The organism is Bradyrhizobium sp. CCBAU 53421, assembly GCF_015291625.1.
Taxonomy (GTDB): Bacteria; Pseudomonadota; Alphaproteobacteria; order Rhizobiales; family Xanthobacteraceae; genus Bradyrhizobium.
Genome location: NZ_CP030047.1, coordinates 6,713,544 through 6,739,079, shown reverse-complemented (window position 1 = coordinate 6,739,079; position 25,536 = coordinate 6,713,544). Strand labels below are relative to the sequence as shown.

Annotated in this window: 19 protein-coding genes; 10 read left to right on the top strand and 9 right to left on the bottom strand. The window is 65.4% G+C overall.

Annotated features, from left to right (window positions below; all coding sequences use genetic code 11):
* Positions 1-90: 90 nt before the first annotated feature.
* The 4 genes from XH92_RS31760 (at position 91) to XH92_RS31745 (ending at position 4,003) form a co-directional block, all read left to right on the top strand.
* Complete coding sequence (locus XH92_RS31760) at positions 91-1,173, top strand: zinc-binding dehydrogenase (RefSeq protein ID WP_194455651.1); 1,083 nt, start codon at positions 91-93, stop codon at positions 1,171-1,173.
* A gap of 74 nt (positions 1,174-1,247) precedes the next feature.
* On the top strand, positions 1,248-2,006 hold the full coding sequence (locus XH92_RS31755; RefSeq protein ID WP_194455650.1) for an SDR family NAD(P)-dependent oxidoreductase: 759 nt from the start codon (positions 1,248-1,250) through the stop codon (positions 2,004-2,006).
* Between the two features lie 16 nt (positions 2,007-2,022).
* Positions 2,023-3,270 carry an FAD-binding oxidoreductase gene (locus XH92_RS31750; protein ID WP_246787765.1) on the top strand — a complete coding sequence of 416 codons (1,248 nt, stop codon included), beginning with the start codon at positions 2,023-2,025 and terminating at the stop codon, positions 3,268-3,270.
* 64 nt (positions 3,271-3,334) lie between these two features.
* A complete protein-coding gene (locus XH92_RS31745) occupies positions 3,335-4,003 on the top strand; it encodes an amino acid ABC transporter permease (protein ID WP_016839817.1) in 669 nt (222 codons plus the stop codon).
* A gap of 181 nt (positions 4,004-4,184) precedes the next feature.
* On the opposite strand, the gene XH92_RS31740 is transcribed toward XH92_RS31745, so the two are convergent.
* A complete protein-coding gene (locus tag XH92_RS31740) occupies positions 4,185-5,063 on the bottom strand; it encodes a transporter substrate-binding domain-containing protein (RefSeq protein WP_194455648.1) in 879 nt (292 codons plus the stop codon).
* Positions 5,064-5,639: 576 nt separating this feature from the next.
* Positions 5,640-6,587, bottom strand: coding sequence for a polyphosphate kinase 2 (gene ppk2 / locus XH92_RS31735; RefSeq protein WP_371817843.1), 948 nt, complete (start codon positions 6,585-6,587; stop codon positions 5,640-5,642).
* A 148-nt stretch (positions 6,588-6,735) separates the two neighbouring features.
* Between ppk2 and XH92_RS31730 the strand changes: the two genes are divergently transcribed.
* A complete protein-coding gene (locus tag XH92_RS31730; protein ID WP_194455647.1) occupies positions 6,736-7,908 on the top strand; it encodes a fumarylacetoacetate hydrolase family protein in 1,173 nt (390 codons plus the stop codon).
* Positions 7,909-8,380: 472 nt separating this feature from the next.
* Here the strand turns inward: XH92_RS31730 and XH92_RS31720 are convergent, their stop codons facing one another.
* From XH92_RS31720 to XH92_RS31710, 3 genes are all read right to left on the bottom strand, one after another.
* On the bottom strand, positions 8,381-9,943 hold the full coding sequence (locus XH92_RS31720; protein ID WP_371817842.1) for a Spy/CpxP family protein refolding chaperone: 1,563 nt from the start codon (positions 9,941-9,943) through the stop codon (positions 8,381-8,383).
* Between the two features lie 288 nt (positions 9,944-10,231).
* Positions 10,232-12,031: an NAD(P)/FAD-dependent oxidoreductase gene (locus XH92_RS31715; protein WP_194455645.1), complete on the bottom strand. Its 1,800-nt coding sequence runs from the start codon at positions 12,029-12,031 to the stop codon at positions 10,232-10,234.
* Positions 12,032-12,216: 185 nt separating this feature from the next.
* A complete protein-coding gene (locus XH92_RS31710) occupies positions 12,217-14,088 on the bottom strand; it encodes a sigma-54-dependent Fis family transcriptional regulator (RefSeq protein ID WP_194455644.1) in 1,872 nt (623 codons plus the stop codon).
* Positions 14,089-14,389: 301 nt separating this feature from the next.
* On the opposite strand from XH92_RS31710, the gene XH92_RS31705 reads away from it, so the two are divergent.
* Entirely contained in the window at positions 14,390-15,397 is a 1,008-nt protein-coding gene (locus XH92_RS31705; protein WP_194455643.1) for an IS5 family transposase, read from the top strand.
* Positions 15,398-15,619: 222 nt separating this feature from the next.
* Here the strand turns inward: XH92_RS31705 and XH92_RS31700 are convergent, their stop codons facing one another.
* Positions 15,620-16,081 (bottom strand): Lrp/AsnC family transcriptional regulator, encoded by a 462-nt coding sequence (locus tag XH92_RS31700; RefSeq protein WP_024579268.1) that lies wholly within the window; start codon positions 16,079-16,081, stop codon positions 15,620-15,622.
* A gap of 142 nt (positions 16,082-16,223) precedes the next feature.
* Here XH92_RS31700 and XH92_RS31695 point away from each other — a divergent pair, with 142 nt between their 5' ends.
* Entirely contained in the window at positions 16,224-18,590 is a 2,367-nt protein-coding gene (locus XH92_RS31695; RefSeq protein WP_194455642.1) for a transketolase, read from the top strand.
* A gap of 197 nt (positions 18,591-18,787) precedes the next feature.
* Positions 18,788-20,221, top strand: a complete 1,434-nt coding sequence (locus XH92_RS31690) for an aldehyde dehydrogenase family protein (RefSeq protein ID WP_194455641.1) — start codon at positions 18,788-18,790, stop codon at positions 20,219-20,221.
* Between the two features lie 138 nt (positions 20,222-20,359).
* On the opposite strand, the gene XH92_RS31685 is transcribed toward XH92_RS31690, so the two are convergent.
* Positions 20,360-21,322 (bottom strand): SMP-30/gluconolactonase/LRE family protein, encoded by a 963-nt coding sequence (locus tag XH92_RS31685; protein WP_194455640.1) that lies wholly within the window; start codon positions 21,320-21,322, stop codon positions 20,360-20,362.
* Between the two features lie 113 nt (positions 21,323-21,435).
* Between XH92_RS31685 and XH92_RS31680 the strand changes: the two genes are divergently transcribed.
* Positions 21,436-22,257 (top strand): NAD(P)-dependent oxidoreductase, encoded by an 822-nt coding sequence (locus XH92_RS31680; protein WP_194455639.1) that lies wholly within the window; start codon positions 21,436-21,438, stop codon positions 22,255-22,257.
* Here XH92_RS31680 and XH92_RS31675 read toward each other — a convergent pair whose 3' ends face one another.
* Entirely contained in the window at positions 22,258-22,827 is a 570-nt protein-coding gene (locus XH92_RS31675; protein WP_194455638.1) for an invasion associated locus B family protein, read from the bottom strand.
* Positions 22,828-22,861: 34 nt separating this feature from the next.
* A complete protein-coding gene (locus XH92_RS31670; RefSeq protein ID WP_194455637.1) occupies positions 22,862-23,554 on the bottom strand; it encodes a GntR family transcriptional regulator in 693 nt (230 codons plus the stop codon).
* 172 nt (positions 23,555-23,726) lie between these two features.
* Here XH92_RS31670 and XH92_RS31665 point away from each other — a divergent pair, with 172 nt between their 5' ends.
* A complete protein-coding gene (locus tag XH92_RS31665; protein WP_194455636.1) occupies positions 23,727-25,430 on the top strand; it encodes an IlvD/Edd family dehydratase in 1,704 nt (567 codons plus the stop codon).
* Positions 25,431-25,536 lie beyond the last annotated feature (106 nt).

The window sequence follows — 25,536 nt, the reverse complement described above, 5'->3', positions numbered from 1 at the left end:
AGCCTGTCGCGGATTTGATCCGCGACAGCGTATTTCGCGGGACGAAATACGCATCAAAATGAGTGGGGCGAAACCCACGCGGGAGAGAACATGCGCGCAGCGATCTTCAGAAACGGCGAGATTGTCGTCGACCAGATGCCGGAGCCGAAGCCCGGCGCCGGACAGGTGCTGGTCAAATCGCTCGCCTGCGGCATCTGCGGTTCCGACCTGCACGCGCGCAAGCATGCCCACCGCATGGTGGAGCTGAGCAAGTTCCTGCCCGGCCGCACGCCTATGGATCTGTCGCGCGACGTCGTGTTCGGCCATGAGTTCTGCTGCGAGATCCTCGACTACGGCCCGGGCACCACGCGCAAGCTGAAGCCCGGCACGCGTGTCTGCTCGCTGCCGGCGCTGCTGACGCCGGAGGGCCCGAAGGGCATCGGCTATTCCAACGATTATCTCGGCGCCTATGCCGAGCAGATGCTGCTCAGCGAGCCGCTGCTGCTCGAAGTGCCGAACGGCCTTGCGGCGGAGCACGCCGCGCTCACCGAGCCGCTTGCGGTCGGCGTGCACGCGGTGGCGATGGCCAGCATCAAAGGCGGCGAGGTGCCGCTGGTGATCGGCTGCGGCCCGGTTGGGCTCGCGGTGATTGCGGCGCTCAAGATCAAGGGGATCGGTCCGATCGTTGCCGCGGATTACTCGCCGGCGCGGCGCCTGCTCGCCGAGAAGATGGGCGCCGATGTCGTGGTCGATCCGGCCAGGACGCAGCCCTATGCGAGCTGGGCCGAGCATGCCCAGATGACCGAGGCGGAGAAGGCGGCACGGCCGCCGCTGCAGGCGCTGCTGCCGCCGCTGAAGCCCGCGCTGATCTTCGAATGCGTCGGTGTGCCCGGCGTGTTGCAGCAGGTGTTCGAGGGCGCTCCGCGCAGCGCCCGCGTCGTCGTGGTCGGTGTCTGCATGGAGACCGACAAGTCCGAGCCGATGCTCGGCATCATCAAGGAGCTCAACGTCCAGTACGTGCTCGGCTACACGCCGGAGGAGTTCGCCTATTCGCTGCGCCTGATCGCGGAAGGCCAGGTCGATGCCGCATCGCTGGTCACCGGCCGCGTCGGCATCGACGGCGTCGCGCAGGCCTTTGCCGATCTCGCCAATCCGGAGGCGCACACCAAGATCCTGGTCGAGCCGTGGCGCTAAGTCGATGGCGTCGCGCGGTTTGCATTTCGTGACACCGAACCTATAGTTCGCTGTCCTCTGGAAGCACCCACCGCATGCGCGTTTCAATCATCACGGGAGGCGGCTCCGGCATCGGCGCGGCGGTTGCGCGCCGGCTCGCCGGCCCCGATCAGGGGCTGATGCTGCATGGCCAGGGCGCCGAGGCGGCCGGCCTCGCGCGGTTGAATTCGGTTGCGGAGGAATGCCGCGGCAAGGGCGCGAGGGTTGCGATCGCGACCGGCGATCTCGCCAAGGCCGGCGCGGGCACGTCGCTGGTCGAGGCGGCGCGTGCCGCGTTCGGGCCGATCGATGCAATCGTGCACGCCGCGGGCTTTGCCGACCGGCGCGAATTCGCCAGCCTGCCGCGCGAGGCACTGGAGCGCGCCTTCGCCGTGATGGCGGCGGCCTTCCACGAGATCGCGGCCGCCGCGCTGCCCGACCTCGCGCGCAGCGCGCGGGGCCGCGTCGTCGCGGTCTCCAGCTTCGGGCCGCATCGCTTCGTGCCGGGCGCGACCTATCCGGGATCGGCTGCGGCGAAGGCCGCGCTCGAGGTGCTGGTGAAGTCGCTGGCGATCGAGCTCGCCGCATCGGGCGCCACCTCGAATGCCGTGATGCCCGGTTATACGCGCAAGGATCCCGGCCTGTTCGGCGCGCTTGATACCGCGACCTGGGAGCGCGTGGCGAAAGCCAATCCGATGCAGCGGCTGGCCGAGCCCGACGAGATCGCCGCGGTCGTGGCGTTCCTGCTGTCGCCGGAAGCGGGCCACATCACCGGCGCCACGCTGCCGGTCGATGGCGGCCTGACCTTGGTGTGACGGCATGAGCGAGAGCATGTCCGCACAGAAGGCTGACGTCGTCGTGCTCGGCGCCGGCATGGTCGGCGTCTCGGCCGGGCTTGCCGCACGGCAGCGCGGACTCTCCGTCGTCATCGTCGACCGCCGCGAGCCGGGCTGCGAGACCTCCTACGGCAATGCCGGCATCATCTCGTCGGGCTCGATCCTGCCGCTGAACACGCCGTCGCTGCTGAAGAACCTACCGAAATATCTCACCAACACGCATCCGGCGCTGCGCTGGAATCTTCCGTGGGCGCTCGCCAATGCCGGCTGGGTGATCCGCTTCCTCGCCGCGGCGACACCGGCGCAAACAAAACCGCGCGCCGCGGCGCTGCACGGTCTGATCGGCACGTCGCTGACCCTGCATCGCGACTGGATCGTGCAGGCCAGTGCCGGCCATCGCATCCGCGAGACCGGCTGGCTCAAGGCCTGGCGCGGCGACGGCCTTGCGACCGCCAAGGCCGAGCAGGCGGCGCTCGCCGAGTTCGGCATCAAAAGCGAGGTGCTCGATCGCCAGGCGATCTCCGCGCTCGAGCCGAACATTATCCCCGCCTATCGTGTCGGCCTGCTGCACAGCCAGACGGCATCGGTCGATTCACCGGGCGCGGTGGTCAAGGCCTATGCGCAGATGCTCGCCGCCAGCGGCGGCACGGTGCGGCAATCCGAGATCCGGCGGATCGAGCAACAGAACGATGGCTGGCGCGTGCAGCTTGCCGACGGCGAGATCGCCGCGCGCCATGTCGTGGTCGCGCTCGGCCCATGGTCGGCGGAGCTGCTGCGGCCGCTCGGCTATCGCGTGCCGCTCGCATTCGAGCGCGGCTATCACCAGCATTTCGTGCCGAACCCGGCACGCAAATTGCTGCGGCCGATCCATGATGCGGAGGGTAGCTTCCTGATGACGCCGATGGAGCAGGGCATTCGCGTCACCAGCGGCGTCGAGCTCACAGCCCGCGACGCGCCATCGAACTATGCGCAACTGGAGTCAGTGGTGCCGATGGCGCGTGAGGTGGTCGAATTTGGCGACGCGGTCGGCGAGCGCTGGCGCGGCGCGCGGCCGACGCTGCCGGACAGCCTGCCGATGATCGGCGCGGCACCGCGGCATCGCGGGCTCTGGCTCGCCTTCGGCAACCAGCATATCGGCTTCACCACCGGCCCCGGAACGGGCGCTGCGATCGCTGCGATGATCGCAGGCGCCACGCTGCCGTTCGAGATGAAGGCATTTTCGCCCGCCCGGTATATCGCGTGACTCGCGCGAGGCCGCCTGCGATGCTGGGCGCGCAAAGCGTCATGCGCGGCAACCGAGGAGCAGGATGAACTACGTCTGGGATTTCGGGATCCTCGCCAAGTACAGCCATCTGTTCTGGCTCGGGCTCGGCTGGACCATCGCCTACACGATCGGAACGATCATCCTCGGCACGCTGATCGGCCTGATCGTCGGCATGCTGCGGCTGCGGCGCATTCCCGTGATCGACTGGCTGCTGATCGCCTATATCGAATTGTTCCGCTGCACGCCGCTGCTGGTGCAGATCATCTGGTTCTACTACGCCTTTCCGGTCGTGATCGGCGTCAACATCCCGGCGCATGTCGCCGCCGTCAGCGTGCTGTCGCTCTATGGCGGCGCGTTCTATGCCGAGATCGTGCGCGGCTCGATCGAGAGCGTGCCGGTCGGGCAGTGGGACGCGGCGAAGGCACTCGGTTTCCGCGGCTGGCGCCTGATGCGGCTCGTGATCCTGCCGCAGGCGCTGAAGCCGATGATGGCGCCCTATGTCAACCAGTCGGTGACGCAGCTCAAGAACACCTCGCTGGTCTCGATCATCGCGGTGCCCGATCTCGTTTACAACGCGACGCTGATCAACGCCGACACCTACCGGCCGCTCGAGGTCTACACCATCGTTGCGCTGATCTATTTTGCGATCCTGTTTCCGTCGACGCTGGTGGCGAGGCGGCTGGAGCGCGGGCTGACCTACGACAAGGTGTGACCTCTCCGCTCCCTTTCCCCGTTCTTACGGAGAGAGGGTTGGGGTGAGGGGCTTCTATCCGGCGAGCAGTTCGGTGCTTGTTGAGCAAGGTGCTTCGCCCCTTACCCGGATCGCATCTGCGATGCGATCCGACCTCTCCCCGCAAAGCGCGGGGCGAGGTTAAGCGGAGACATCCTCAACCTCAGATATTCAGCTCCACCGGCACGTCCTCGGGCTTGACGCCGGCGAGGCCGAGGCCCTTGACGAACCATTCGCGCATCTGGCCGATGCCGCGGTTGTAGTCGATCCACACCGAGAGGAAATCGCGCCAGCGCTTGTCCTGCTCGCGCCGCACCGCGGTGCCGCTCGCGATCGTCACCGACGGCGAGGCCAGGATCTTGTAGGTGCCGAGGTTCGGGTTTTTGGCGATCGCGGTCAGCCCGAGCACCAGCGCGTTGACCACGCAGTCGACGCGACCCGACGACATTTCCAGCATCACCTCGTCGCGCGACTTTAGCGACTTGATGGTGGCGTTCGGCGCAAAGCGCCGCGCCACCGCCTCGTTGGCCGAGCCGACGTCGACCGCGATCTTGACCTCGGGCTTGTTGATGTCGGCCCAGGTCTTGGCCTCCAGCCCCTTCTTCAGCATCGCGCCGAACGGATGCGGAAACACCAGATTGGTGAAATCCACCACCAGCGCCCGCTGCGGGGTCGGGTTGAGCGCAAAGCCGAGGTCGATCTTGTTGGCCTGCAGGTCGAGGATCGAGTTGCCATAGGTCGATTCGACATATTCCAGCTTGACGTCGAGCAGCTTGGCGAGGTCGTTGGCCATCTCGATCGAGAAGCCGGACCAGGTGCCGGTGGCGAGGTCCTTGTTGAAATAAGGCAGCTCGCCCGGCAGCACGGCGATCCGCAGCACCTTGTTGGCCCTGATGCGGTCGAGTGTATTGTCGGCTTGCGCCTGCGCCGCGGCCGGGGTGGCCATCGCGGCCGCGAGCGCCGCGCCGCTGCCGATCCCGAGCGCATAGCGCAGCGCGTCGCGGCGATCTTCGGAAATTGCGATGTCGTCGGATTGAGTCAAGCGGGCCTCCCTGCACCAGATCGGGGAAGCCTAGCGTCGGTATCCGGTGCCAGCAAGGGCGCGCGCCTGCACCATTGGTAGGCGTGGCGAAGAGAAGATGCCCATCTCTTCACCTTGTCCCAGCTTGCGGCAGGCTCATCGCGTATAGCCGGCCTGCGCAGGGGTGCTCTGCCAAAATATCGAAAACAACCCCATGCACAGTAGCCGGCGGCGTGCCGGCATTCTGCCAGCAAGGGCGCGCGCCTGCACCATTGGTAGGCGTGGCGAAGAGAAGATGCCCATCTCTTCACCTTGTCCCAGCTTGCGGCAGGCTCATCGCGTATAGCCGGCCTGCGCAGGGGTGCTCTGCCAAATATCGAAAACAACCCCATGCACAGTAGCCGGCGGCGTGCCGGCATTCGACACGGCAGCTTGACATGTCGGGCAAATCAGTGGCACTATTCTATTATTCCGAAACTGTGCAGGCGCGCCTCACCCGGCGAGCGTAACATTACCCGCCGGCGCGGAGGCAGCCCCTCGCCCCAACCATCTCCCCGTAAGAACGGGGAGATGGAGCTGAGCGAGCGCGCGCCCGCATCAATACCTTCCCGGCACGTACATCTCCGGCGGGATCGGGCCGCGGTGATAGTCGGGGTTGCGCACCCGCGGCGGCAGCGCCACCGGTTGGTGGGTGACCTGCTGATAGGGGATCTGGCTCAACAGATGCGAGATGCAATTGAGCCGGGCGCGCTTCTTGTCGACGGCATCGACGATCCACCACGGCGAGTCCTGTAGATGGGTGCGTTCCAGCATCGTCTCCTTGGCCTTGGTGTAGAGCTCCCAGCGGGTCCGCGCCTCGACGTCCATCGGGCTCAGCTTCCACTGCTTGAGTGGATCCTGGATCCGCATCGAGAAGCGGAACGCCTGCTCCTCGTCGGTGATCGAGAACCAGTATTTCAAGAGGATGGTGCCGGAGCGGATCAGCATGCGCTCGAATTCCGGCACCGAATTGAAGAATTCCTCATATTGCTCGTCGGTGCAGAAACCCATCACCTTCTCGACGCCGGCGCGGTTGTACCAGCTGCGGTCGAACAGGACGATCTCGCCGCCGGCCGGCAGATGCGAGACATAGCGCTGGAAGTACCATTGCGTGCGCTCGCGCTCGTTCGGCGCCGGCAGCGCCGCGATGCGGCAGACGCGCGGGTTGAGCCGCTGGGTGATGCGCTTGATGACGCCGCCCTTGCCGGCGGAGTCGCGGCCCTCGAACAGCACCACGACCTTCTTCCTCTCGTGCTGCACCCAGTCCTGCAGCTTGACCAGTTCGCCCTGCAGCCGCAGCAATTCGCGGAAGTAGAACTTGCGGTCGATCGACGGCTTGCCGGCGGCGCCGTCATGGTCGAGCTCGTCGAGCCTCATGTCGTCGAGCTCGAGCTCGAGTTCCTCGTCGAGGCTGTCGGCCATTTCCTGATGGATGCGGGCGCGCAAAGCTTCCTCACGCAGGGCTTCGTCGCGCATGGCTTCGTCGGTGAGGGCGGAGGCGGTCATGAAGGTCCGTCTTTCAGTGTGTTAGATGGAACGACGGGGAGCATTGACGGGCGATGTTACCCCTCTATGACATTGGCATGACTGCTGTTTCACGCTGCCGGGCGGTCTGTGCTAACAAGTGATCACAAGATCAAAAAAGGAGACGCCGATGATTTCGCTCACGCCAAAAGACGTCCTGCCGGAGGACGGCACCGCCGGCACGCTGGTCGGACGGGTGTGGCTGCCGCAGGCCGGCGGGCCGGCCGTGGTCGCGGTGCGGGCGGACGGCGTGTTCGACGTCACCGCGCGTTTCCCGACCGTGAGCGCGTTGTGCGAGGAAGCCGATCCCGCCGCAGCCTTGCGCGCCACGCGTGGTGAGCGGATCGGCGATTTCGACGCCATCCTCGCCAACACGCCGCCCGACAGCCGCGACAGGGCAAAACCGCACCTGCTCGCGCCGGTCGATCTGCAGGTGCTGAAAGCCGCCGGCGTCACCTTCGCGATCTCGATGCTCGAGCGCGTGATCGAGGAGCGCGCACGCGGCAACCCGTCGTCGGCCGAGGCGATCCGCAAGGAGGTGGTGCGCCTCGTCGGCGACGATCTCTCCAAGCTGAAGCCGGGCTCCGAGCAGGCGATGCGGTTGAAGCAGGTGCTGATCGACCAGAACGCCTGGAGCCAGTATCTCGAGGTCGGCATCGGTCCCGACGCCGAAGTCTTCACCAAGGCGCCGACGCTGTCCTCGGTCGGGTCAGGCATGGATGCCGGGCTGCATCCGAAGTCGACCTGGAATAATCCGGAGCCCGAGGTCGTGCTTGTGGTCTCCGCCGCCGGCAAGATCGTCGGCGCCGCGCTCGGTAACGACGTCAACCTGCGCGACTTCGAGGGCCGCTCGGCGCTGCTGTTGTCGAAGGCCAAGGACAACAATGCGTCCTGCGCGATCGGCCCGCTGCTCCGGCTGTTCGATCAGACCTTCTCGCTCGACGACGTCAGGAAGATGGATGTCGGCCTTACCGTGAGAGGCGCCGACGGCTTCGTGCTCGAGGGCCATTCCTCGATCAGCAAGATCAGCCGCGACCCGACCGATCTGGTCGCCCAGACCATCGGCGCCGTGCATCAATATCCCGACGGTTTCGCGCTGTTCCTCGGCACGATGTTCGCGCCCGTGAAGGACCGCGACGCCAAGGGCGAGGGGTTCACCCACAAGCGCGACGACATCGTTACCATCGACGCGCCGCAGCTCGGCAAACTCGTCAACCGCATGCGGGGCAGCGACGAATGCGAGCCCTGGACCTTCGGCGTCGGTGCGCTGATGAAGAATCTGGCGCAGCGCAAGGTGCTGTGAGGGCGTAGGGTGGGTTAGCGAAGCGTAACCCACCGTCTTCCCCAGGACGGTCGCTTGCGGTTTTGAGAGCGCGCGGTTCGATGACGTGCTACCGTGCACCGCCGGCACTATCGAACATGTTCAGAAACCTGCGCGGCAGATCACTCGCGTGCTGCAACTTGAGGGCGCGCGGATGCATGAAATTCGCAGCGACCGCTTGTCGCGCCGATATGTGATCTAGTTCATCCTCGTTCGCGCTGTTCGGCTTCAGCATATTGGCTCGACGCGAACAGAAGGAGTCGCGGACATGAGCGAGCAGCCATCAAATGGAATGCCCGAATGGCTCACGACCGACATGCTGGTGATCGCCGTTTCGCTGGCTATCATCGTGATCGGCATATGGATCGCGCCGTAGCCCGGTTGCTCCGGCCGGTTGCCCCGCTGAGATGCCGCGAGTTGGTATCCGCCAAAGCACGTGAGGCGATCGCGCGCCTCACAAGCCCATCATCCGGAAGATCATGCCGCCGACATTGGGACCATGATGGTGGTAACGGCGATGACGGCTTCGCGGCGGTTCGTCGCCGCTAGCGGCGGCCATCGCGCTCCTGCCGCCGTCCCGCTCGGGGCCAATCGCATCGAACGCGGCCTTCTGCTCGTCGCTGAGCGCGCTGTAGAAGCCATCCAGGGCCGGACGCACCGTGCCGATCGCCTGCAGCATGGAATCGAGGCGTGCCTCGACCGCCGCAAGGCGTGCCGGTGGCGTGCGCGCGTCGATGGGCGGACAGGACGATTTCAAGGTGTCCTCGGCCTTTGTCGCTGCATCCCGCAAGGCGTCGAGGCTCGCCCGCTGCGCGTCGGTTGGCTTGACATCGCGCTCGATGACGTCGCCGGGCCATGCGATGGGGGCAGGCTGCGCCGTATTGCAACTGCCGTTGTCCGCCGTCGCCTCGCGCTGGCCGCGGTGCTGATCTGCCACCAGAGCCGTCACCTTGGCTTTCTGATCGTCGCTGAGCAGCCCGTAGAACTTCTCCAGCGCCGGCTGAAGAATGCCGACCGCGTCGCGCATCGCCTGGAGCCGTTGCTGCATCGAGGCGAGCCGGCTCGGTGCGGTCAACGGCACGTCCCTGGGACATGAATTGAGGATGGTCGCGGACGCCTTCTGCGATGCGCCGGCGAGGTCGTCGAGCGCTGCGCTCTGCTCCGCATTGGGTTGAATGGCGCTGCGGAATTGCTCGATCGGGAAGCCCGCGATATCGCTCCTGTCGCTGCCGCACATGTCGGCGAGGGCTGTAGTTTGACCAATGGCGCGTGATCGCCGCGTGGCCGGCGGCCGGGGACCGGCATAGCCGGGCAGGTAATAGGCATAGCCGCTCAAGGCATCGTAGTCATAGGGACCGAACAGGCCGGCATAAAGATCGCCATAGCCGTAATCCCAAAAGTACGGGTCGTAGCCCCAGCCCCACCAGGCGTAGTCGTAGAGATCGTAATAGGCGTACGGCCAGAAGACCGGGCCGACCCAGCCATAGCCGCCGTTCGAGTGGCGCCACCACCCAGCGCCGCCCAGGGCGGCTCCGGCGGCGGCCGTCGTGATCGCGGCGCGTGTCATCGGATTGCGCAAGCCGCCGGGCTGGCGCAGGGCGGTGCTGACCTGGCGCGAGGTTAGCGCGTGCCCCACGGCGCTCGCATTGTGCCGCATCGCGGCCGGGGAGGCCGCGCGGCGGCCGGCAGCTATGTTCGGCGCGGTGCGCGCGGCGTGAGCGGCTGGACGGAATTGGGAATGACGCGCAGCAGAAGCGCCGCTGAACCTCGTGCCGCCTCTTGCAGCGGGGTGAATGGTGTGAAAGCCGCCGCCACGCGCGCCGCCGGCGTGAAATCCGCCGCCGTGGAAGCCGCCACCATGGAAACCACCGCCGCCCCCATGAAAGCCGCCACCGCCATGACCCCCGCCTCCGTGGCCTCCGCCGCCGTGACCGCCGCCACCGCCGCGTGCGTAGGCGCTGCCTGCGAACAGCGCGGCCGATGCCGCGACTGCGAGGATCGCGGCGAATGTCAACACGGCGTGTTTGCTACGGGCAGCCCTCAGCATCTGTTCTCACCTCCGGATACTCAGTGATGCCTGACATCAACATCGAGGCCAGCCGCCGGGTTCCCGCGACGATCCGGTCGCGGCGACTTAATTTGCGGGGCGGGACATGGGGGCGAGGGCGACGAAGGCGAGCGATTTGCCTTCGGCTGCGGCTGAAAAGCCTGGTGCAGGCGAGATGCGGAGGGCGGCCGGCCAGCCCTTGTCTGTGAAAAATTCCCGCCTGGTCCGGGAGCGAAAGACCAGGCGGGACGATGAGTCTCAGCCTTTGTGATGGGTCTGTTGCAGTCCGTAGACCGGTGTCGGGATGCCCTCCAGGCGCGCCTTCAACTGGAGCGCCAGGTAGTGCGAGTAGTGGCGCGACTGATGCAGGTTGCCGCCGTGAAACCACATCGCTTCCTGCTGCGTCGGCTTCCACATGTTGCGCTGCTCGCCTTCCCAGGGGCCGGGATCCTTCGGCGTATCCGAGCCGAGGCCCCAGACCTTGCCGACCTTATCGGCGGTCCCCTGGTTGACGAGGTCGGCGACCCAGCCGTTCATCGAGCCGTAGCCGGTCGCGTAGACGATCACGTCGGCGGGGACCTCGCGGCCATTGTCGAGCTTGACGCCGCTTGCCGTGATCTCCTCGACCTGACCGCCGACCAGCTTGATCTTGCCGTCGATGATCAGTTGCGAGGCGCCGATGTCGATGTAGTAGCCCGATCCGCGCCGCAGGTACTTCATGAACAGGCCGGAATCGTCGGTCCCGAAGTCGAGATTGAATCCGGCCTTCTCCAGCGCGGCGTAGAAATCGGCGTCCATCTCGCGGATCTTGTCGTAGACCGGTTTCTGGAAGGTATGGAGGATCCGGTACGGCAGCGAGGCGAAGATCAGGTCGGCCTTCGCCGTCGTCACGCCGGCCTTCACCGCGCGCTCCGAATAGAGATCGCCGAGGCCGACCTCCATCAGCGGCGCGGATCGGACGATGTGCGTCGAGGAGCGCTGCACCATGGTGACGTCGACGCCGTTCTCGTAAAGCGCGGCGCAGATGTCATGCGCCGAGTTGTTCGATCCGATGACGACGACCTTCTTGCCCTTGTAGCCGTCCGGCCCGGGATGCTGCGAGGAATGATGCTGCTCGCCCTTGAACTGGTCCATCCCCTTGAACTTCGGGATGTTCGGCTTGCCGGACATGCCGGTGGCAAACACCAGCTGCTTCGGCTTCAGCACGATCTCCTCGCCGTCGCGATCGACGACGACATTCCACTCCCTGGTCGTCTCATCGAAGGAAGCATGCTTCGCCGTCGTTCGGGTCCAGTAATTCAGCTCCATCACCTTGGTGTAGAACTCGAGCCAGTCGCCGATCTTGTCCTTGGGCGAGAACACCGGCCAGTTCTTCGGGAAGTCGATATAGGGCAAATGGTCGTACCAGACCGGATCGTGCAGGCAGAGCGACTTGTAGCGCTTGCGCCAGCTGTCGCCGGGCCGGTCGTTCTTCTCGATGATGATGGTCGGCACGTTGAGCTGGCGCAGCCGCGCGCCGAGCGCGATGCCGCCCTGGCCGCCGCCGATGATCACCACATAGGGCTGCGTGGTGTAGCCGAGGGAACGGGCTTCCTCCTCGCGCTCCTCCTTCCAACTCTTGGCGCCGGCATTGACGCCGTGCTTGGCGCCGAGCGGTCGGGTGAAGCCGGATTTCTCCTCATGCCCCTTCAACTCGGCCATTGTGGTCAGCAGCGTCCAGATCAGGCCGTCGCGGAAGCGGACCAGACCGTAGCCGCGTGCGACGTCGGTCTCGAAGCTGATCCAGGCTTCCAGGATGCCGTCGGCTTCGCTGGCGGTCTCACCTTCCGCGACGCGCCACTGGCGCGGCTTGGCCGTCCTGAGGGTGTGAGTGAGCAGATCGTGAACTCCGTCGCGGCCTTCGACCGTCTTGATGTTCCAGGTGAAGGTGACGAGATCGCGCCAGTAGCAGTCGGTCGCAAACAGCGCGACAGCAGCGTCGATGTCGCCGTCCTCGAGTGCCTTGCCAAACCGGCTGAGCAGAACTTCAGCTTTGGCGTTCGCAGTGGTGTCCAGCATGCATTTCCTCCTCTTGGTGATTACGCCGGCGATCGGCGATCGCGGCGTTCGGCCAAGGGAGCGCAAGCTGCATGCCAAGGAGGCCGGGCGAGCAGGTCACATGAAATCAAGCATTTAGGGACGCGTCAGCGTGTCGCGCAGCGTGGCAGCGCCACAGCTGTGGCGCCACACCTGCCACAGGTGCGTCAGCTTCGTTTCAGGCGGCGGAGGCGGCGATGGATGGTCGACCGGTCGACACCGAGCCGGCGTGCGAGTTCGGAGACATTGCCACCGCAGGCGGCGAGCTCGGCGGCGAGATCATCGCCTGCCGATGCCGCCGGCTCCGAAGGATTGCGCAGCGTCACGGGCAAATCCTCCGGCGTGATCTCCGATCCGTCCGCGAGAGCTACGGCGACGCGGAGCGTGTTGGCGAGCTCACGCAGGTTGCCAGGCCAGGGATGGCGGCGCAGCGCCATGCGCGCAGCGGGCGAGAGCCGGATGGCGCGGCCTTCGTCGGCGCCGATCCGGCCAAGCAGGTGATCGACGAGCCCGTCGAGATCCTGCCGTTCGCGCAAGGCCGGCAACATCAGCGTCGCGGCATTGAGACGGAAGAACAGGTCGCGACGGAAACGGCCGTCGGCGACGAGCTGATCGAGGCGGTGATGCGATGCCGAGATCAGGCGGAAGCTGACCGGCTTCGGCCGGTGCGCGCCGACTGGCGTGATCTCGCCCTCGGACAGCACGCGAAGCAGTCGCGCCTGCAGTCCGATCGGCATGTCGCCGATCTCGTCGAGGAACAGGGTGCCGCCGTCGGCGGCCTCGATCAGGCCGACCTTGCCGCGCGGTGCGGCACCGGTGAATGCGCCGCTTGCATAGCCGAACAGTTCGGACTCGATCAACGCCTCCGGGATGGCGGCGCAGTTCACCGCAACGAAGCGTCCGGGGTTGGGGCGGATGTCGTGAATGGCGCGGGCGAGGAATTCCTTGCCGGCGCCGGTCTCGCCCTGGATCAGGATCGGCACGTCCCGTAGCGCGAGCTTGGACGCCCGCAATTGCACCGCTTCCATGGCGGCATCGCCAAAGCTCAGTTCACGCAACGGGCGGGGGATGCGATCGGCGGCGGGCAGGCCGCGCGCGCGCGTGACCGGCGCGATCGCGCCTGCAAACAGCATCACGCCGGAACGGGTCCGGATCACGCGTTCCCGGTCGGCCCGGCTGCGGGTGAAGCGCGGCAGGTCGTCGACGTCGATGTCGAATAATTGCGAGATCGGCGTGCCGATCACGCTGCGCGTGGCGCCGGGCTGGGGATCGAACATGCGTGCGAGCGCGCGGAAGCCGCCATGCGTCAGGCCGGAGATGCGGCCGTTGGCGTCGATGGCAATCGCCGCCTCGGGGTCGACATCGAGAAAATCGGGCGAACGGGAAATCCTCAGGATCCAGTCGTGCCGTGTCCGTGCCATCAGGTTGGCGAGCTCGATCCGCCGGGCCGTAGTGGTGACGAGATGCAGGGCCAGATGCTGGCTCGCCTTGACCGTCGGTGAGCGCAATTGCGAGATGTCGAGCACGGCGGTCAGGTCGCCGAGCGTGTCGAAGATCGGCGCCGCCGTGCATGTCAGGCCGATGTGGCTGGTGTCGAAATGGTCGTCCTGGTGGATGATGACCGGATCGCCCGAGACGATACAGGCGCCGACGGCGCAAGTGCCGGCGCGGCTCTCGGACCATTCCGAGCCGAGGTAGAGGCCCGCGCGGCGCAATTGATTGTCGAATGTCGGGTCACCCATGAAATCAACCGTGACGCCGCGGGCATCCGAGAGGAGGAGTACATAGTGCTGGTCCATGACGTGGCGGAACAGGCCCTCGACCGCCGAACGGCCGATCCGGATCAACTCGTCCGACTGCTCGCGATGTTCCTTCAATTGGGTCGCAGGTACGATATAGGCTTCCTGCGCATGGGCCGGATCGAGGCGATAATCGTTGAGGCACCGGAGCCACGACTGGACCACGGGCGCGTCGCGCTGGCTGCCCTTGCCCAGGGCAACATGCGCAATTTCCTCGACATGCGAGCGGGCCGAGATCATCCGGTTTCCTCCCGGCCGGTCGCCCTCCGCCCGTCACGTCCGGGTGGCTTGGTCGCTGTGGCCGTGCGTTGTGGCGGGATCTTTCGAGCGTCCCATGGCAGCAAGTCTAGTATTGCCCGGGATCACGCGCCAAACAAATCGACGCAATTCGAGGCTTGACTTGTCGAGGCCCGACTTTGGCCCGTTCAGCTGCGCCGGGCCGCACCCCGGCTCTGGGATACTGGATCACCCGCTTTCGCGAGGGCTTTGCAGAAGTCTGCCGGGATGATTCTCTTTGGTGAAGGATTCGCCGGAGGAACGGATGGCGGAGCGGCAGATTGGTCAATTGAGCTTTACCGACGGGCTGGTGAATGACGCGGCTCGAGCCAACGCGCCTTTGCAGCGAGTATCGGAACTGGTCGACTGGAGCGCGATTGAAGCGCTGCTGAGCGGCTTGCGTAGCGGGTCGATGGGAGCGCCCGCTTACCCGTCGCTGGCGCTGTTTAAGGCGCTGTTGCTGCAGCAATGGTATGGGTTGTCCGATCCGGGCCTTGAGGAGGCGCTGGTGGACCGCCTGTCGTTCCGGCGCTTCCTGGGCCTGTCGCTGAGTGAGCCGGTACCGGATCATTCCACGCTGTGGCGTTTCCGCGAACAACTGGCCAGGAGCGGGCTGGCGGAGCGCGCTTTTGCCCTGATTACGGCGCAGATCGAGAAGTCCGGCTTCGTCTTGAAGCGCGGCACATTGATTGACGCTTCGCTGATCCGCTCGGCGGTTAATCCGCCCGAACCACCGGATCCCGATTTGCCCCCGGATGCGGACGGGCGCCCCGCCAGCAAGCTGGTCAAAAGCCCTCACGATCCTGACGCCGCCTGGACCAGGAAGGACGGCAAATATGCCTTCGGCTACAAGATGCACGTGGCGATGGACCAAGGCAGTCGCATCATCCGGCGCCTTGCCTTTACGCCAGCCAATGTCAACGACACCGTGCCCGCCGACGAGCTGATCTGCGGCGACGAGGCAACAGTCTACGCTGACAAAGCCTACGATACCATCGCGCGACGTGGGCGGCTGAAGCAGATGGATATTCGCGACGGCATTATGCGCAGACACAACCGCTGGCTTCGCTTGGGGCCTTGGGCGGTGCGTCGTAACGCGGTCATCTCGCATCGACGCGCGCCGATCGAACCGTTGTTCGCATTGCTCAAGCGCGTCTACGGCCTTGCGCGTGCCCGCTATCGGGGCCTGATACGCAATGCCGCAGCTTTCCAGCTCGCCGCGACCGCGATCAATCTCCAGCGATGGGCCAGGACGCCACCCCACATCGCCTAACCAAACGAGGCACCGCCATCATGGCTGGCCCGTCCAGCCGCTAACCGGCCCAAACAACAGCCGTCCGGCCCCGTCGAGCTGTTCGACTTTCGCAAAGCCCTCGCGAAAGCGGGTGATGACCCGCATGGTGTGGCAACTTGAATCGCGGCCCACCCTCATCGTCGTCCCTGCCTTCGCAGGGACGACGCGTGGTGTTGGCACGGTGGAGTCACTCACCAACACTCACACCGGCAGCGCCGTCGAATACTTCACCTGGCTCAGCGCAAAGCTCGACTCGATCGAGGCGATGCCGTCGAGCCGGGTCAACTTGTTCTTCAGGAATGCTTCATAGGAGGAGAGGTCGGCGGCGACGACGCGCAAGAGATAGTCGCGGTTGCCGGTCATCAAATAGCACTCGAGCACCTCGTCCCATTTCGAGATCGCGCGCGCGAAGCGGTTGAGGTCTTCCTCCTTCTGGCGCGCGAGCTTGATCGAGATGAAGACCGAGACATGCAGCCCGAGCGATTTCTGGTCGACGGTCGCGATGTAGCGCGAGATCACGCCGCGCTCCTCGAGCAGCTTGACCCGGCGGTGGCAGGGCGACACCGACAGCCCGACCTTGTCGGCGAGCTCCTGCATGGTCATGCGGCTGTCGGTCTGGAGCAGACTCAGGATCTTGCGGTCGATCGCATCGAGGGCAGGCATTGGGATGAACTCGCTGGTGGAGGCCGGATCGTGGGAATTTATCCCAATTTTTCCTGTGCTGTCGCGTGGAATTGAGATTTTCGGCGGCCCCCGCGGCAGTAACATCGAAGATATCGCTGGGAGCATTGCCAGGAACACTGACATGGGAATCGCGCCTGAACGCCTCGACATGCTGTCCGCTTTGGCCCGCAAGGTGCTGTGGCTGTCGTCGTGGACCATCCACCACGCCAACCATGTGCGGCCCTCGGCCGACGGGCTGAAGGTCGGCGGCCACCAGGCCTCGTCGGCCTCGCTCGCCAACATCATGTCGGCGCTGTATTTCTCGGTGCTGCGTCCGCAGGACCGCGTCGCGGTGAAGCCGCATGCGAGCCCGGTGTTCCATGCGATCCAGTATCTGTTCGGCCACCAGACCCGCGACAAGCTGGAGAATTTCCGCGGCTACAAGGGCGCGCAGTCCTATCCCTCGCGCACCAAGGATGTCGACGACGTCGACTTCTCGACCGGCTCGGTCGGTCTCGGCGTGGCGCAGACACTGTTCGCCTCGCTGGTGCAGGACTACGTCAAGGCGCATGGCTGGATGGGCGAGCGGCCCGAGGGCCGCATGATCGCGCTGGTCGGCGACGCCGAGATGGACGAAGGCAACATCTTCGAGGCGCTGCTGGAAGGCTGGAAGCACGGCCTGCGCAATACCTGGTGGGTAGTCGACTACAACAGGCAGTCGCTTGACGCGGTGGTGCGCGAGGGGCTGTGGGCCAAGTTCGAGACCATGTTCCGCAATTTCGGCTGGGACGTGGTGATCGTGAAGTACGGCAAGCTGATGCTCGAGGCGTTTGCCGAGCCCGGCGGCGAGGCGCTCAGACGCTGGATCGACAATTGCCCGAACCAGATGTATGCGGCGCTCTGCTTCCAGGGCGGCGCGGCATTCCGCAAGCATCTGCGCGACGACATCGGCGACCAGGGCGAGGTGTCGGCGTTGATCGATCGCCGCAGCGACGACGAGCTGCTGGCGCTGATGTCGAATCTGGGCGGCCATGACATGGCGAGCATGATCGAGGCCTTTGAGGCGATCGACCACGATCGTCCGGTCTGCTTCATCGCCTACACGATCAAGGGCGTCGGCCTGCCGATGCAGGGCCACAAGGACAACCACGCCGGCCTGATGACGGTGGCGCAGATGGAGAAGTGGCGCGCCGCGCAGAACATCCGCACCGGCCACGAGTGGGACAAGTTCGAGGGCCTGTCGCAAGAGCCCACGCAACTCGAGGCGTTCCTGGCCGAGGCGCCGTTCAACCGCGAAGGACGCCGCCGTCTCTCGGCGCCTGAAATCGACGTGCCGGAGCGGCTGGCCTTCAAGGCTTCGGCGCAGATGTCGACGCAACAGGGTTTTGGCCTCGTGCTGCACGAGCTGGCACGCGGCGACAGCGAGCTCGCCTCGCGCATCGTCACCGCGTCGCCCGACGTCACCGTGTCGACCAATCTTGGCGCCTGGGTCAACCGCCGCGGCCTGTTCGCGAAACTGGAGAACCACGACCTGTTCCGGCAGGAGAAGATCCCGTCCGCTTATACCTGGGAGTATTCGCCGAAGGGGCAGCACCTCGAGCTCGGCATCGCCGAGATGAACCTGTTCATCATGCTCTCGGCGCTCGGCCTGTCGCACCAGATCAACGGCGCGCGACTGCTGCCGGTCGGCACGCTGTACGATCCCTTCATCGAGCGCGGGCTCGATGCCTTGAACTATGCCTGCTACCAGGACGCCCGCTTCATGGTGGCGGCGACGCCGTCCGGCATCTCGCTGGCGCCGGAAGGCGGCGCGCATCAATCGATCAAGACGCCGCTGATCGGGATCGGGCAGGACGGGCTCGCCTCGTTCGATCCGGGCTTCGTCGATGAACTTGCCGTGATCATGGGCTGGGGCTTTGGCCACATGCAGCGCGAGGGCGCCGAGGGCGGTTCGGTTTACTTGCGACTCTCGACGCGAACGCTGGAGCAGCCGCAACGGATCATGACACCGGACCTGCAGCGCGACATCACCGAGGGCGCCTACTGGATGCGCAAGCCGGGCCCGAACTGCGACATCGTCATTGCGTATACCGGCACCGTCGCGCCGGAGGCGATCGAGGCCGTCGGCCTGATCGGCGAGAGCCACCGCGATGTCGGTCTCCTGGCGGTAACCTCCGCCGACCGGCTCTATGCCGGTTGGTCCGCCGCGCGGAATTTGCGCCGCGACCGCCGCGGCGTGCAGCATTTGAGTCACATCGAGCGCATGCTGGCGCCGCTCGGCCGCGACTGCGGCATCGTGACCGTGATCGACGGCCATCCGGCCTCGCTCGGCTGGCTCGGCAGCGTGCGCGGCCATCGGGTCGAGGCGCTCGGTGTCGAGCATTTCGGCCAGACCGGGACGATCGGCGACCTCTACCGCCACTATGGCATCGACGCCAATGCGATCATCGATGCGGCGGAAAGCGTTTCGGCCGGCGCCCCGGTGCGGCATCGCAAGATGGCGGTGTGACACTTGCTTTCACCCTCCCCCTCCAGGGGAGGGTGACGCACGCCTTGCCACCCGCGCGCCTCGCGCCTTATATCCCGTTCGCGCGCACGAGCCGCGCCCCGCATATGGCGGGTTCAATTCGCACTGCTTTCGTGCAAGGATGCCTGCCGAACGCTTTCCGTTCCCCTTATCCATACGCCCCCTACAAGAGGTTTCCGATGGTCAATCGCATGCAATTCTACATCGACGGCGCCTGGGTCGATCCCGTCGTCAAAGGCAAGTCCACCCCGGTCGTCAATCCGGCGACCGAAGAAGCGATGTATGAGATTGCGCTCGGCTCCAAGGCCGATGTCGACAAGGCAGTCGCCGCCGCCAAGCGCGCCTTCGAGACCTATTCCAAGACCAGCCGCGAGGAGCGTATCGCGCTGCTCACCAAGGTCGTGGAGGTCTACAAGGGCCGCATGAAGGAGATCGGCGCCGCCGTCTCCGACGAGATGGGCGCGCCGCTGCCGATGGCCGAGAAGCTGCAGGCCGGCGCCGGCCTTGGCCACCTCATGAATACCCTCGAAGTGCTCAAGAAGTACGAGTTCGAGGAGACCATGGGCACCGCCGTGATCGTGCGCGAGCCGGTCGGCGTCGTCGGCATGATCACCCCGTGGAACTGGCCGCTCAACCAGATCGCCTGCAAGGTGGCACCCGCGCTCGCTGCCGGCTGCACCATGATCCTGAAGCCGTCGGAGTTCACCCCGACCTCGGCGCTGATCTTCGCGGAAATCCTCCATGAAGCCGGCGTGCCGAAAGGCGTGTTCAACCTGCTCAATGGCCTCGGCCCGGAGGTGGGTGCCGCGATGAGCGAGCATCCGGACATCGACATGATCTCGTTCACCGGCTCGACCCGTGCCGGCGTCGACGTCGCCAAGCGCGCGGCGCCGACCGTGAAGCGCGTCAGCCAGGAACTCGGCGGCAAGTCGCCGAACGTGATCCTCGAGGGTGCGGACCTCGCCAAGGCAGTGACCGGCGGCGTGATGCACATGTTCAACAACTCCGGCCAGTCCTGCAACGCGCCGTCGCGCATGATCGTGCCGCTCTCCAAGATGAAGGAAGTGGCCGCGATCGCGAAGGGCGTCGCCGACAAGACCAAGGCCGGTGATCCGCGTGCCGACGGCACCACGATCGGTCCGGTGGTCAACCGCGGCCAGTGGGACAAGATCCAGGCGCTGATCCAGAAGGGCATCGACGAGGGCGCAACGCTCGTCGCTGGTGGTCCGGGCCTGCCCGAGGGCGTCAACAAGGGCTTCTATGTCCGTCCGACGATCTTCGCCGACGTCACCAACGACATGACGATCGCCCGCGAGGAAATCTTCGGACCGGTGCTGACCATCCTCGGCGCCAAGGACGAAGCCGAAGCCGTCAAGATCGCCAACGACACGCCGTACGGTCTCGCTGGCTATGTTTACGGCGACACCGTGGAGACCGCGCGCCGCGTCGGCCGCCAGATCCGCGCCGGCAACGTCAACCTGCAGGGCGTGCCGAACGAGCGCACCGCGCCGTTCGGTGGCTACAAGCAGTCCGGCAACGGCCGCGAGTGGGGCCGCTACGGCCTGGAAGAATATCTCGAGGCCAAGGCGGTCGCCGGCTACAACGCCGCGTAAGCTGAAGTACTAGAGACACGATTTCTGGCGCCGGGGCAGGCAACTGCTCCGGCGTCAGACGTTACGGAAGGTAGAAGTTTTCATCGTCGTCCCGGCCCCCGTGCGCAATTGCGCACTCGGCCGGGACGACGAAGAGACTTACCCGCCGAGCGCGCCTTGGGTGTTGACGTAGAGCGCATAGATCGACTGGCTCGCCGCCATGAACAGACGGTTGCGCTTCACGCCGCCGAAGCAGAGATTGGCGCAGCGCTCCGGCAGCGCGATGCGGCCGATCATGACGCCGTCGGGCGCGAACACGACGACGCCGTCGAGCTCGGGATCGCCCATGCCCCAGCCGCACCACAGATTGCCGTCGATGTCGCAGCGCATGCCGTCGGGCGTGCCCGGGCCGGCATCGATGAACACGCGCTTGTTGGAGATCGTCTTGCCGTCTGCGGAGACATCGTAGGCCAGGATCTTGCGGTTCGGCTCGCCGCGGGATTCCACGACGTAGAGGATCTTCTCGTCCGGCGAGAAGCACAGCCCGTTCGGGCCGAGCACGCCCTCGGCGACGATGCTGGCCTTGCCGGTTTCGGGATCGAGCCGGTAGACGTTGGGCTCGATCTCGGGATCGGCCTTGTAGCCCTCGTAATTGCCGAGCAGGCCGAAGATCGGATCGGTGAACCAGATCGCGCCGTCTGATTTCACCACGACGTCGTTCGGCGAGTTCAGCCGCTTGCCGCCGAAGGAATCGATCAGCACCGTAATCGATCCGTCATATTCGGTGCGCACCACGCGGCGGCCGCCATGCTCGCAGGTGATCAGCCGGCCCTGGCGGTCGCGGGTGTTGCCGTTGGCGAAGTTCGACGGCTTGCGGAAGATGCTGACCGCGCCGGTCTCTTCCTCCCATTTGAGGATGCGCTGGTTCGGGATGTCGCTGCACAACAGATAGCGCCCGTCGCCGAACCACACCGGACCTTCGGCCCAGCGCAGGCCGGTGGCGATGCGCTCAACGGCGGAGAGTTTTAGCCAGTATTTCTCGAAGCGCGGATCGAGCGCGTGGATCGCGGGATCGGGATAACAGGTCGCGGGACGCCAGCCGGCGGAATGAACATCGGACATTTGCTGTTCTCGTTGTTGTGTTTCGATGGTGTTTCCTTGAGCGCATGGTTTGCTATCATTGTCGGCCTGCGACCGCAATTCGGCTGCAGCAAACAGGAAAGACGAGGGACGGCATGCCACGCATATTGATGACCGGCGCATCGGGTGGAATCGGCACCAGCCTGCGCAAACTGCTGCCGCCGATCTATCCGGACCTCCTGCTGAGCGACATCAAGAAGCCCTCCGACCTCGGCAGCAACGAGAAATTCAAGGCGGCGGATCTCGCCGACCTCGCAGAGGTCGAGGCGATCTGCGAGGGCGTCGACGGCATCCTGCATTTCGGCGGCTATTCGGTCGAAGGTTCCTGGGATGCGATCCTGCAGGCCAACATCATCGGTGGGTACAATCTGTTCGAGGCTGCGCGCAAGCAGGGCGTCAAGCGCGTGATCTTCGCCTCATCCAATCACGCGGTCGGCTTCTACCCGCGCCATCACCGCATCGGTACCGACGTCACCGCGCGGCCGGACAGTCGTTATGGTGTCAGCAAGGTGTTCGGCGAGGGCGTCGGCGCGCTCTATGCCGACAAGCACGGCATCAAGGTGACCTGTATCCGGATCGGCAATTTCGGTGAGGCGCCGCTCGATCACCGCAGGCTCTCGATCTGGCTCAAGCCGGAAGATCTGGTTCAGCTCTGCCGGATCGGGCTCGAACATCCCGACATCCATTTCGAGGTGTTGTACGGCGCGTCCTACAATGAGCGCTCGTGGTGGGACAATCACCGCGCCTACGATCTCGGCTATCGCCCGACCGGGCGTGGCGAAGATTTTCGCGAGCATGCGATGGCCGAGCAGGCCAAGCTGCCGCCGGATCCCGTCGGCGACTATTACCAGGGCGGCACGTTCTGCAGCATGGAGTTCGATGGCGACCGGACGAGGGTGATCGACTGGAAGAAGTGATCAGTCGTCGCACTGCGGCAGCTGCTTCACGGCCTCGGTGTGCTGGCGCTGCGGCTCATTCGAGCTTTGCCCGGATGCCTTGGGTGCGCTTCCGGGCCCGTCATAGGTCTGGGAAAAATGCGCGAGCGGGAAGGTGAGGCTGATCTTCTGTCCCGTCAGATTCTTCGCTTCCACCACGATCGTTTGCGCGTGCTTCAGCCGTTCGATCAGCCCGCCGTTGGCCTCCAGCGTGCCGCCGCAGCCGAGCGTGTAGCAGTGCGTCCTGGCGATCTGCATCGGTTCGTCCTGATCGATCTTGAGGCTGATGGTGCCTTCCAGCATGGTCCGCGTTCCGACATTGGCGGTGAGCAGTGCGCGCGTGCTGCTCTGCGGCGAGATGCTGATGGTGCCGCCCGACGGCGCGCACTGGCCGCGCGCGGCGGCCGCGACGAAGCAGCTCGCCTGGGTCAGGCAGGTCTTGCTCCAGGGCTCATAGCTGAGCTCGGTGGCGCGCGGATCGGCCGCTGCACTGACACCGCCGAGCGCAAGCTGCACGGCGAGCGATCCCATCAACAAAGCCACATAGCGCATCGCCGTCTCCTTCACGAGGAGGCCGCGTATCGCGCTATTGCGGCTTTTTGTCGTTGGAGATGCGGACGAGGTAATCCGCCTTGCTGTACTGCATGTGATCGACGCAGAGCTGGGCCAGCGCCCAGCTGTCACGGCCCTTCAAGAGCTCGATCATCAGCTCGTGCTGGCGGCGCGACAGCGCGAGGCCATCGCTGTCGGCGAGGTTCTTGGCGCGCATCGGCAGCGTCAGGTTCATGTAGTCCTGCAGCGAGCGGACCAGATAGGGATTGCCGCAGGCAGAGAACAGCGCGAGGTGGAACGCATCGTTGGTTTCGTGAATGCCGCGCATGTCCTGCGCCTCGGCCTTGATGCAGTAGTGCCGTTGCAGCTCGCTCAACTGGTCGATCAGGCTGTCCGGCGCGGGCAGGGCGATCATCAGCGCGGCCTGCCGCGTCAGCATCTCGCGCACCTCGTAGATCTGCCGCACTTCCTCCGCCGAATAGAACCGCACCGTGGCGCCGACATTCTTCTCGCGCAGCACGATGCCCTGACGTTCGAGCTGGAACAGCGCCTGGCGGACGAAATGCCGGCTCGCGCCGTAGCGCTGCATCAGAGTATCCTCGACCAGCCGTAGGCCGGGCGCGAAGCGGCCGAAGATGATGTCCTCCTCCAGCCGGCGGATCACTTCCGCCTGCTCCTCCTCACGCGAGGGGGCCTGGAGTTCGGGCAATGTGGGCTCGGCTGTCATGCGCGCTCGGCTTCGGATCGACGCCGGAGGTCAGCATGGCGTCAGGGTTATTGTCAATAATGGGGGCGATTTTGCCGCAGACCTGCCGTGCTTCCCTGCCGAATTATCTCATATTGACAATAATTCCAGTCGCTCCTTAAGTGCGGCCGACCAACCACCGGAAGAGAAGAAAATGGCCGACGGACTTCGCAAGGGACTGACCAGCTATGGTGACGCCGGCTTCTCGCTGTTCCTGCGCAAGGCCTTCATCAAGGCGATGGGCTATTCCGACGATGCGCTCAATCGCCCGATCGTCGGCATCACCAACACCTACAGCGACTACAATCCCTGCCACGGCAACGTGCCTCAGATCATTGAGGCGGTGAAGCGCGGCGTGATGCTGTCGGGCGCGATGCCGTTCGTGTTCCCGACGATCTCGATCGCCGAGAGCTTTGCGCATCCGACCTCGATGTATCTGCGCAATCTGATGGCAATGGATACCGAGGAGATGATCCGCGCCCAGCCGATGGATGCGGTTGTCGTGATCGGCGGTTGCGACAAGACTTTGCCGGCGCAGATCATGGCCGCCATCAGCGCCGATCTGCCGACGGTGGTGATCCCGGTCGGGCCGATGGTGGTCGGCCATCACAAGGGCGAGGTGCTCGGCGCCTGCACCGATTGTCGCCGGCTGTGGGGCAAGTATCGCGCCGGCGAGATCGACGACACCGAGATCGAGGCGGTGAACGGCCGTCTCGCACCGTCGGTCGGCACTTGCATGGTGATGGGCACGGCGTCCACGATGGCCTGCATCACCGAGGCGCTTGGCCTGTCGCTGCCGATGAGCGCCACGATTCCGGCGCCGCATGCCGAACGCTTCCGCTCCGCGGAGGCCAGCGGGCGCGTCGCCGCCGAAATGGCGAAGACCAAGGGGCCGAAGCCGAGCGAGATCCTGACGCCGTCGTCGTTCCGCAACGCCCAGGTCGTCATGCAGGCGATCGGCGGCTCGACCAACGGGCTCATTCATCTGACCGCCATCGCCAACCGCTCGCCGCACAAGATCGACCTCGAGGCATTCGACAGGCTCGGTCGCGAGGTGCCCGTGCTGGTCGACCTCAAGCCGTCAGGCGACCACTATATGGAGCATTTCCATCATGCCGGCGGCGTGCCGAAGCTGATGGCGCAGCTCGGCGACCTCATCGATCTCGATGCCAGGACGATCACCGGCCAGACCCTGCGCGACGTCGTCGCCAGCGCCGAGGACGTGCCCGGACAGGACGCGATCCGCCCCAGGGCTAATCCGATCAAGTCCGAAGGCGCGATGGCGATCCTGCATGGCAATCTCGCGCCGCGCGGTGCCGTGATCAAGCAGTCGGCGGCGAGCCCGAAGCTGCTCCAGCACACCGGCCGCGCCGTGGTGTTCGAGTCGGTCGAGGACATGACGCTGCGGGTCGACGACCCCGCGCTCGATGTGACCGCCGACGATGTGCTGGTGCTGCGCAATGCTGGCCCGAAGGGCGCGCCGGGTATGCCGGAGGCGGGTTACCTGCCGATCCCGAAGAAGCTCGCGCGCACCGGCGTGAAGGACATGGTCCGCATCTCCGATGCGCGGATGAGCGGCACCGCGTTCGGCACCATCGTGCTGCACATCACGCCGGAGTCAGCCGTCGGCGGTCCGCTCGGCCTGGTGCGGAACGGCGACATGATCCGGCTCGATGTCGCCAAGCGAAGCATTGATCTGCTGGTCGACGAGGCCGAATTGCAGAAGCGTCGCGCAGCACTCGCACCGGCCGGTACGCCTGACTGGGCGAAGCGCGGCTATGCGCATCTCTTCAACGAGACCATCCTGCAGGCCGATGAGGGCTGCGACTTCGACTTCATGCGCGCCAAGGGAAAGTGACGCGCAAAGTTCGGGGTAGCAGCCAAATTGTCGATAATTTCTACGACGCGGCGCTCGTTGGCGCCTATGACGAGCTGTTTACCTCTGTTTTATTGACAATCCCGCG

Coding starts and splice junctions, on each gene's coding strand:
- XH92_RS31685 (WP_194455640.1), bottom strand. CDS start 21,322: ATGTCCGATGTTCATTCCGCCGGCTGGCGTCCCGCGACCTGTTATCCC.
- XH92_RS31695 (WP_194455642.1), top strand. CDS start 16,224: ATGGGAATCGCGCCTGAACGCCTCGACATGCTGTCCGCTTTGGCCCGC.
- ppk2 (WP_371817843.1), bottom strand. CDS start 6,587: ATGACCGCCTCCGCCCTCACCGACGAAGCCATGCGCGACGAAGCCCTG.
- XH92_RS31690 (WP_194455641.1), top strand. CDS start 18,788: ATGGTCAATCGCATGCAATTCTACATCGACGGCGCCTGGGTCGATCCC.
- XH92_RS31750 (WP_246787765.1), top strand. CDS start 2,023: ATGTCCGCACAGAAGGCTGACGTCGTCGTGCTCGGCGCCGGCATGGTC.
- XH92_RS31675 (WP_194455638.1), bottom strand. CDS start 22,827: ATGCGCTATGTGGCTTTGTTGATGGGATCGCTCGCCGTGCAGCTTGCG.
- XH92_RS31745 (WP_016839817.1), top strand. CDS start 3,335: ATGAACTACGTCTGGGATTTCGGGATCCTCGCCAAGTACAGCCATCTG.
- XH92_RS31700 (WP_024579268.1), bottom strand. CDS start 16,081: ATGCCTGCCCTCGATGCGATCGACCGCAAGATCCTGAGTCTGCTCCAG.
- XH92_RS31680 (WP_194455639.1), top strand. CDS start 21,436: ATGCCACGCATATTGATGACCGGCGCATCGGGTGGAATCGGCACCAGC.
- XH92_RS31715 (WP_194455645.1), bottom strand. CDS start 12,031: ATGCTGGACACCACTGCGAACGCCAAAGCTGAAGTTCTGCTCAGCCGG.
- XH92_RS31670 (WP_194455637.1), bottom strand. CDS start 23,554: ATGACAGCCGAGCCCACATTGCCCGAACTCCAGGCCCCCTCGCGTGAG.
- XH92_RS31710 (WP_194455644.1), bottom strand. CDS start 14,088: ATGATCTCGGCCCGCTCGCATGTCGAGGAAATTGCGCATGTTGCCCTG.
- XH92_RS31705 (WP_194455643.1), top strand. CDS start 14,390: ATGGCGGAGCGGCAGATTGGTCAATTGAGCTTTACCGACGGGCTGGTG.
- XH92_RS31730 (WP_194455647.1), top strand. CDS start 6,736: ATGATTTCGCTCACGCCAAAAGACGTCCTGCCGGAGGACGGCACCGCC.
- XH92_RS31755 (WP_194455650.1), top strand. CDS start 1,248: ATGCGCGTTTCAATCATCACGGGAGGCGGCTCCGGCATCGGCGCGGCG.
- XH92_RS31665 (WP_194455636.1), top strand. CDS start 23,727: ATGGCCGACGGACTTCGCAAGGGACTGACCAGCTATGGTGACGCCGGC.
- XH92_RS31760 (WP_194455651.1), top strand. CDS start 91: ATGCGCGCAGCGATCTTCAGAAACGGCGAGATTGTCGTCGACCAGATG.